The organism is Longimicrobium sp. (genome assembly GCA_036389795.1).
Lineage (GTDB): Bacteria > Gemmatimonadota > Gemmatimonadetes > Longimicrobiales > Longimicrobiaceae > Longimicrobium.
Window position 1 is genome coordinate 1 of sequence record DASVWD010000185.1, and the last position, 7,397, is coordinate 7,397.

Annotated in this window: 6 protein-coding genes; 1 reads left to right on the top strand and 5 read right to left on the bottom strand. The window is 71.7% G+C overall.

Translation table 11 applies throughout. From position 1 onward, the window contains the following. Positions 1–231: 231 nt before the first annotated feature. The 5 genes from VF746_22950 to VF746_22970 all read right to left on the bottom strand — a co-directional run bounded on the left by VF746_22950 (position 232) and on the right by VF746_22970 (position 5,723). Positions 232–2,220 carry a M1 family aminopeptidase gene (locus tag VF746_22950; protein HEX8695288.1) on the bottom strand — a complete coding sequence of 663 codons (1,989 nt, stop codon included), beginning with the start codon at positions 2,218–2,220 and terminating at the stop codon, positions 232–234. 431 nt (positions 2,221–2,651) lie between these two features. Then, entirely contained in the window at positions 2,652–3,152 is a 501-nt protein-coding gene (locus VF746_22955; GenBank protein ID HEX8695289.1) for a GNAT family N-acetyltransferase, read from the bottom strand. 32 nt (positions 3,153–3,184) lie between these two features. Beyond that, the gene (locus VF746_22960) at positions 3,185–4,369 is read right to left on the bottom strand and encodes an acetoin utilization protein AcuC (GenBank protein ID HEX8695290.1); all 1,185 of its coding nucleotides are present in this window, start codon (positions 4,367–4,369) and stop codon (positions 3,185–3,187) included. Further along, entirely contained in the window at positions 4,366–5,034 is a 669-nt protein-coding gene (locus tag VF746_22965; protein HEX8695291.1) for a CBS and ACT domain-containing protein, read from the bottom strand. The genes VF746_22960 and VF746_22965 overlap by 4 nt, the downstream gene beginning before the upstream one ends. A gap of 359 nt (positions 5,035–5,393) precedes the next feature. After that, a complete protein-coding gene (locus VF746_22970; GenBank protein ID HEX8695292.1) occupies positions 5,394–5,723 on the bottom strand; it encodes a hypothetical protein in 330 nt (109 codons plus the stop codon). A gap of 263 nt (positions 5,724–5,986) precedes the next feature. Here VF746_22970 and VF746_22975 point away from each other — a divergent pair, with 263 nt between their 5' ends. Further along, positions 5,987–7,063, top strand: coding sequence for a serine/threonine-protein kinase (locus VF746_22975; GenBank protein HEX8695293.1), 1,077 nt, complete (start codon positions 5,987–5,989; stop codon positions 7,061–7,063). Positions 7,064–7,397 lie beyond the last annotated feature (334 nt).

Consider the following 7,397-nt stretch of genomic DNA (forward strand, 5'->3'; position numbering starts at 1 on the left):
AACAGATTGGCATCACACAGAGGACACGGAGGACACGGAGAGAACTTCAATCTCTCCGCTGTTCCTCTGTGTTCTCTGTGCCCTCTGTGTGAGACCTTTTCAGGGCTGATACCCGAACGATTCCCTGCGAAATGGTATGAGCTATATGGTTTGATCCCCGCCGGCGCACGAACGGAAGGGCGGCCCCCGCGCAGCGGAGGCCGCCCTTATCTCCATCCTCCCGATGACCCCCTACCGCGGCGTCCAGACGTTGTTGCGCGGGTTGATGTCGGGGAGGAACTGCTCGGGGTCGATCACCACGCGCGTGACCGTGCCGCTCACGGGGATCGTCACCGTCATCGCGCGGGTGCCCGGCGGGCCCAGGAAGCGCTCGATCGGCACCGTCTCGCGCACCGTGCGCCCTTCCGAGGTGGTGACGGCCAGGAACGCCGGCCCCGGCACCTGCCCGATGTCGCGCACCGTCACCGTCACGCTCCCGCTCCCCGGCGTCACCGAGGCGATGGACAGGTCGTGCGTGGCGGTGGTGAAGAACCACGGGTACCAGAACCAGTCCAGGTCGCGCCCCGCCACCCGCTCCACCGTGTCGAAGAAGTCGTAGGGGTACGGGTGCTTCAGCTGCCACTCGTTCGAGTAGGTGCGGATGGCGCGCACGAACACCGAGTCGCCCACCACCGCGCGCAGGCCGCGCATCAGGATCCCCGGCTTGTAGTACCCGGCCACCCCCAGCTGCAGGTCGGTGTAGGTGTCGGCCGAGCGCATGAGCGGCGCCTCGGTCCCCTTGCGCCCGGCCACCATCAGGTAGGTGGAGCGCGGCTGCAGGAAGGCGTCGGGCGGGCGGATGAAGTCGGCCACGGCCAAGCGCTCGAAGTAGGTGTTGACGCCTTCGTCCATCCACGCCGCCAGCGCCTCGTCCTGCCCCACCATCATCGGGAACCACTCGTGCCCCACCTCGTGCGCCGTCACCTCGTACAGCTCCTCCTCCGCGTCGGGGCGGCCGACGAAGATCAGCATCGGGTACTCCATCCCGTACACCGGCCCCTCGGTGGTGGTGATGTGGGGGTAGATGTAGGGGACGATGGTGCGGCTCAGGAACTCGATGGAGTGGTCGGCGTAGCGGGCCGCGTTCTCCCAGTGCGGCGCGCCCGGGCGGTAGAAGGCGTGCACGCCCACGGTGCGCGTGCCGCCGCCGGGCGCGGGGATGGTGCCGCGGGTGGCGTCCCACAGGTAGCGGTTGGAGGTGGCGAAGGCCACGTCGCGCACGTCGCGCGCCTGGAAGCGCCAGGTCACCTTCCCGTTCTGCCCCGCCTGGGTCGCCTCCCCCAGCTCCGCCTGTGTCACCACGCGCACGATCTCGTCGCTCTGCAGCGCCCGCTCCAGCCGCTGCCGCACCGCGGGGGCCAGCACCTGGTCGGCGTTGGTGAGCGTCCCCGTCCCCGCCACCAGCCACCCGGCGGGCACCGTGACCGCGAAGTCGAAGTCGCCGTAGTCCAGGTAGAACTCGCCCTGCCCGGTGTAGGGCGTCACGTCGTAGCCCACCACGTCGTCGTAGACGGCGATCTGCGGGTACCACTGCGCCACCTGGAACACCCGCCCGCCCAGCACGTCCTCGTACGCGGTGCGCGGGGCGCCCGTCTGAGGCACCCGGAAGTTCCACTCGATCTCGAACACCGCGCTGTCGCCCGGGGCCAGGGCGCGCGGCAGGTACACGCGCCCGAGCGTGCCGATCACGAAGTAGCCGGGCGAGGCCTGCCCGCCGCCGCGGATCACGTCGGTCTCGGCCTGGCTGAACTGCCGCAGGTTCTGCCCCTGCGCCGCCAGCCGCGTGAGGGTGAGCCCCCCGGTGTTGAACTGCCCGCCGCGGAAGAGGTTCTGGTAGAGGTTGAACACCACGTACGGCAGCGTGTCGGGCGAGCGGTTGTGGTAGACCAGGCGCTCGCGCCCGGTGAGCCGCTCCGACGCGGGGTCCAGCTCGGCCTCGATCGAGTAGCGCACCCGCTGCTGCCAGTAGCGCGGGCCCGGCTGCCCGGTGGCGGTGCGGGTGCCGCGCTGCACGGCCTGCTGGAACTCGAGCGGCGGCGTCACGGGCAGCACCAGCGGGCGCGGCGCGCTGTCGCCCGCGGCGCCCTGCGGCACCGGCGCCACGATCGGCTCCGCGACGGGCGCGCAGCCCCAGACGAGTACGGCGGCCAGCGCCGCCGTGGTGTGGGCGAGGTACTTCAAGGTGGTCTCCGCGTTGTGAGTGCCGGCTGCGGAAGAACGCGCACCGGGCGCGAATCAAAACGCGGGCCAGCATACGCCCCCCATCGCCTCCCCGTCAACCGCTGTCACTCCCTGCGGGTGGGCGTTCGGCGGATGCGTCCGCCGGAGTGGCCCCCTCCCCCGCGCGGCCCCCGGCTGCTCGTTCCTCGCAGCCAGAGGGCGCGCTCCCCTCCCCCGCTGCGCGGTAGAGGGGAACCCCTCGGCGCTGCGCGCGACGAAACCACGGTTCCGGCGAGCGGGGTTCCGCGGTTGAAGCCTCGCGGGTTTGCGAGGCTTTCCGTAGTTCCAGCGAGTGTCTTCAGGCACTCGCAACCGGGCGAGGCATGCGACGGAGGCGCCCCCACGAGCATCCGTGGGGGCGCCTCCGATCGTGTCGTTTCGATCGATCCGCTTCAGCGCAGGTCCAGCTCCATCTCCACCTCGGGGGAGTAGATGGTGCCGGGGCGGAAGCGGAAGCCGGCCTTCTCGTAGCTGCGCAGCGCCGGGCGGTTGGTGGGCTCCACCGAGAGCCACAGGCGCCTGACGTCCATCGCCTTCGCCAGCTCCACCGACAGGCGGTTAACCTGCGTGCCCACCCCCTGCCCGCGCACGTCCCTGGCCAGGAAGATGGCGTACTCGCGCACCCCCTCGCGCCCGGTGGGCATCAGCATGGCGTGGCCGACCATGCGGCCCTCGCGCTCCACCACCAGGTGGCGGCCGGAGGGGAGGATGCCGTCCAGCCAGCGCGCCACGCGGGCCGGCCCCTCGGGGGGGAGGCCCTGGGCGGCGCGCTTGGGGTCGAAGTCGGCGTAGAACGCCTCGAGCGCCGCCCGGTCGTCGGGGCGCAGCTCACGCACGGAGAACACGTGTCCTCCCTTGTCGGTGAAGGTGGCGGGAAGAAGCGGGCGGTCCATCGGGGCCGGGGCGGCGGGCGCTTCGGCCGCGCTCAGAAGGCCATCCCCCACCCGCGCAGCAGCGGCAGCGCCTGCCGGCGCAGCGACTCCAGCGTGCGGCGGTTGGTGGCCTCCACCTCGGCCCGGCGCGGCACCGGGGGGTACTCGCCCTCCCCGTCGCGCATCTGCTCGGGGAGGAGCTCGGGGCTCTCGCCCTGCCAGCGCTGGGTCCAGGCCCGGGGGACCTGGTTGGGGACCTCCTGCCCCGAGAGGGCGCCCCACACCAGCGTCCAGGCGCGGGGCACCACCCGCCAGATCGCGTAGCCCCCGCCCCCCGTGGCCACCACGCGGCCGCCGCACACCCGGTCGGCGATCTCGCAGACCAGGCGGACGGTCTCTTCGTACAGGCGGGTGGTGGCGCGCAGGTGGGTCAGCGGGTCCAGGACGTGGCCGTCGCAGCCGTTCTGCAGCACGATCACGTCGGGGCGGAACGCCTCGGCCGCCTCGGCGAGGAGCTTCCCGTGGAGCCAGGTCCACGAGCCGTCCTCGGTGAAGGGCTCCAGCGGGAGGTTGAGCGAGTAGCCGTAGCCCTCCCCCTCGCCCAGCTCGTCCACGAACCCGGTCCCCGGGAACAGGTACCGGCCCGACTCGTGGACCGAGAGCGTGAGTACCTCGGGGTCGCGGTAGAAGATCCCCTGCACCCCGTCGCCGTGGTGGGCGTCGTAGTCGATGTACATCACCCGCGCGCCGTGCGCCTCGCGGATCCAGGCGATCGCCGCCGCCAGGTCGCTGTAGACGCAGAACCCCGAGCCGCGGCTCTCGTGGGCGTGGTGCAGCCCGCCCGCGATGTTGAAGGCGCGGGTGAACTCGCCCGACATCACCAGCTCGGCCGCGCGGATGGTGGCCCCGGTGACCAGCGCGGTCACCTCGTGCATCCCGGGGAAGACGGGGGTGTCGTCGGTTCCCAGCCCCCAGCGCCACGCCTCGCTCTCGTCGGCGCCGGGCTCGCTCAGGCGCTTGACGGCGTCGACGTAGGCGCGCGAGTGCACGCGCAGGAGCTCCTCGTCGGTGGCCGGGCGGGGGGCGACGACGGGGGTCCGCTCGCCGCCCACCAGCCCCAGCGCCTCGATCAGCGAGACGGTGAGCTCCAGCCGCTTCGGGTTGAAGGGGTGGTCGGGGCGGAAGCGGTACGCGGTGACGCCGGGGTCCCAGACGAACGCCGTCCGGGGCGCGCTCACACCCCCTCCTTGCGCAGGTCGTGCTCCAGCGACGGCCACCCCACCCGCGCCCCCGCCGCCTCCAGCGCGTGGATCGCCTCGCGCGGGTCGATGGTGGCCACGTGCACGATCGCCGTCTTGCGCCCCTCCTCGCCCCGGGGGAGCACCATCAGGCTGGTGACGTTGAGCCTGAGCTCCTCGCCCAGCACGTGGAGGGTGCGCGCCAGCTCGCCCGGCCGGTCGGGGAGCGACACCTCCAGCCGCGACGAGGGGCCGCCCGCGGAGAGCACCTCGGCGAAGGCGGTGAGGATGTCGGTCTCGGTGACCATCCCCAGCAGCTTCCCGTAGGCGTCGACCACGGGAAGCGCCCCGATGCGGTGGCGGCAGAGCTGTCCGGCGGCGTCCTCCACCGTGTCGAGCGGCCCGGCGGTGATCACCTCGCGCGTCATCACCTGGCCGATCGGGGTGCGCTCCAGGAACTCGGCGCGCTCGGGGTCGGGCACCGCCAGCGGCGATGGGCTGGCCAGGCGGATGTCGCGGTCGGAGACGATCCCCACCAGCGCCCCGTCCTCCACCACCGGGAGGTGGCGGACGCGGTGCTCGCGGGTGAGGCGCAGCGCGTCGGCCAGGGTGTCGCCGGGGCGCACCGCGACGGGGTCGGGGGTCATGCGGTTCTTGACCAGCATCGCGGCCGTTCGCGTCGGGATCGGATTGTCGGGAGGGTGGGCCGGGAAGATGGCGCACGGACCGATCCGCGGCAACAAACATCCGAAATCAATCCGCACCGACCGCCGTCCGCCGCGCCGCCCCTGCCCTTCATCCCGGCCGTCGAGGAATCTCTCACAGAGGGCACAGAGGACACGGAGGACTTCAACCGCTGTTCCTCTGTGTTCTCCGTGTCCTCTGTGAGAGTTGATCTGTTTCCGGAGACGGCGACAAGCGTCCGGCGAGGCGCGCAATGGAGATACGCGCCTCGGGGAAGCTCGGATGTTTCGGGAGACGGGGGACGCGCGGGGCCGGACGGGTGCGTCCCCCGGGTTCGGGGCTACAGCGCGACTTCGCGGGCCAGGCCGCCGGACGCGTCGTAGACGCGCAGCACGTTGGCCGAGCCGTCGTAGTCGGCGTCGATGAGCTGGTAGGCGCGGGCGCCGCCGCGGAACAGCTCGATCATGTCGGCCTTGCCGTCGCCGTTGCGGTCGGTCCACACGGCGGCCGGGCGCACGCCGGCCAGGAAGCGCACCAGGCGGGCGCGCGGGCCCGAGCCCTCGCCCACGGCGCGGAGCTGGTCGACCGCCGAGCCGCTGCCGGCGAGCCACACGCCGAGCGAGCCCTGCCACCCGCCGTCCAGGTCGGCCAGGGCGGGCATGTCGGGCATCTGTTTCGAAGGGGGAGCCCAGTCCTGGGCCCTGGCGGGGCGCGCGGCGAGCACTACGAGCAGTGCTGCCGCGGCGCCGGCGACGAGAAGGTTGCGTCGCATGGGTCACCTCCGCAGGGGATGGGAACAGCATAACCGACTACCCGGCTGTGGCGCCAGGGTTCCGTGCGGGGTACGGCGGTTGCGTATGCACGGTTTCGCCGTTTTCACAAATTTTCCGCGCTTCCGGGGGCGGAGCGCGCAACTCGATACGGGGCTTTCGCATGGCGGCAGTCGCGAAGCCGCGCTACCAGGGACTGGTGGCCGCGCGGCGGTGGGAGCACGAGCCGGAGAAGCCGCGGGCGGAGTTCTCGCTGGCCGTGGGCGACCGCGTGGGCGAGCTCACCGTGATAGGACACCTGGCGTGCGGGCGGGTCACCGAGCTGTACCAGGTGTGGAGCAACCGCCACTGGTGCGCGCTCACGGCCAAGGTGGTGGGCCCGCAGTGGACCGAGAAGGGGGTGCCGCCCTCGCTGCGCAAGGAAGAGCGGGTGCTTTCGCGGGTGCGCCACCCCAACATCGTGCAGGTGTTCGGCAGCGGCGAGGCCGACGGGCGCCACTACCTGCTGATGGAGTACCTGGCCGGCCCCTCGCTCTTCGACGTGCTGGAGTCGCTGCCGAAGCGGCGGCTGCACGTTCCCGACGCCATCCGCGCGGTGATGCACGTGGGGGCGGCCATCCACTACCTGCACCGCTGCGGCTGGCTGTACCGCGACCTCAAGCCCGCCAACATCCACCTGCGCGAGGGCGTCCCCGTGCTGCTGGACTTCGACGTGGTGTGGCCGCTGGGGAAGACCCGGCGCCGCCCGGGCGACCGGCTGGGGACGGCGCCGTACATGGCCCCCGAGCAGGTGCTGCGCGAGCCGCTCACCCCCGCCTCGGACGTGTACGGCCTGGGCGCGCTCCTGTACGAGTTGCTCACGGGGAAGTGGCCCACCGACGAGCCGGAGGAGGACGAGGACGAGTTCTGGTACGACGACGAGGACGACGATTTCGAGCGGGTGGCCACGGCCGTGCAGCCCCGGAACTCCGACGGCACCCCCCGCGCGCTCACCACCGCCGAGCTGCACTCGCGCTACCCGCAGCTGCGCCACCCCCCGGTGCCCCCCCGCCAGCACAACCCGCAGGTCCCCACCGAGCTGGAGGGGCTGGTGCTGCGCGCCCTGGAGCCCGCTCCCGGCGAGCGCTTCCAGACCGTCTCGGGGATGCTGGCCGCCCTGGCTCCCATGCTCAAGGGCCGCCACCGCCTCTGGCCCGAGGGCGCCCCCGTGGAGCGGCGGTCGGACACCAAGACGCGGTGAGGGGCGTCTCGTTCGGGGGTTGCAGGGGCGGCTGAAGCCGCGGCAACAACGGCAGGAAGCCTCGCAAACCGCGCGAGGCTTCGGTTCATCGGGACGAGATTTTCTCCTCCGGCACCGCGCCTCGGTAGGGTCGAGGCATGCCTCGACCGGCGGCGGCTTATACCATTTCGCAGGAAATCGTTCGGGTATCAACCCTGAAAAGGTCTCACACAGAGGGCACAGAGAACACAGAGGAACAGCGGAAGAGATTGAAGTTCTCTCCGTGTCCTCCGTGTCCTCTGTGTGATGCCAATCTGTTTCTCGCGAACCAGAACAATGCTCGGAAACGTGGTAT

Bases quoted from the DNA above. Each gene is read 5' to 3' on its own strand.
- VF746_22955 (HEX8695289.1), bottom strand. From the start codon at position 3,152: ATGGACCGCCCGCTTCTTCCCGCCACCTTCACCGACAAGGGAGGACAC.
- VF746_22965 (HEX8695291.1), bottom strand. From the start codon at position 5,034: ATGCTGGTCAAGAACCGCATGACCCCCGACCCCGTCGCGGTGCGCCCC.
- VF746_22970 (HEX8695292.1), bottom strand. From the start codon at position 5,723: ATGCCCGACATGCCCGCCCTGGCCGACCTGGACGGCGGGTGGCAGGGC.
- VF746_22975 (HEX8695293.1), top strand. From the start codon at position 5,987: ATGGCGGCAGTCGCGAAGCCGCGCTACCAGGGACTGGTGGCCGCGCGG.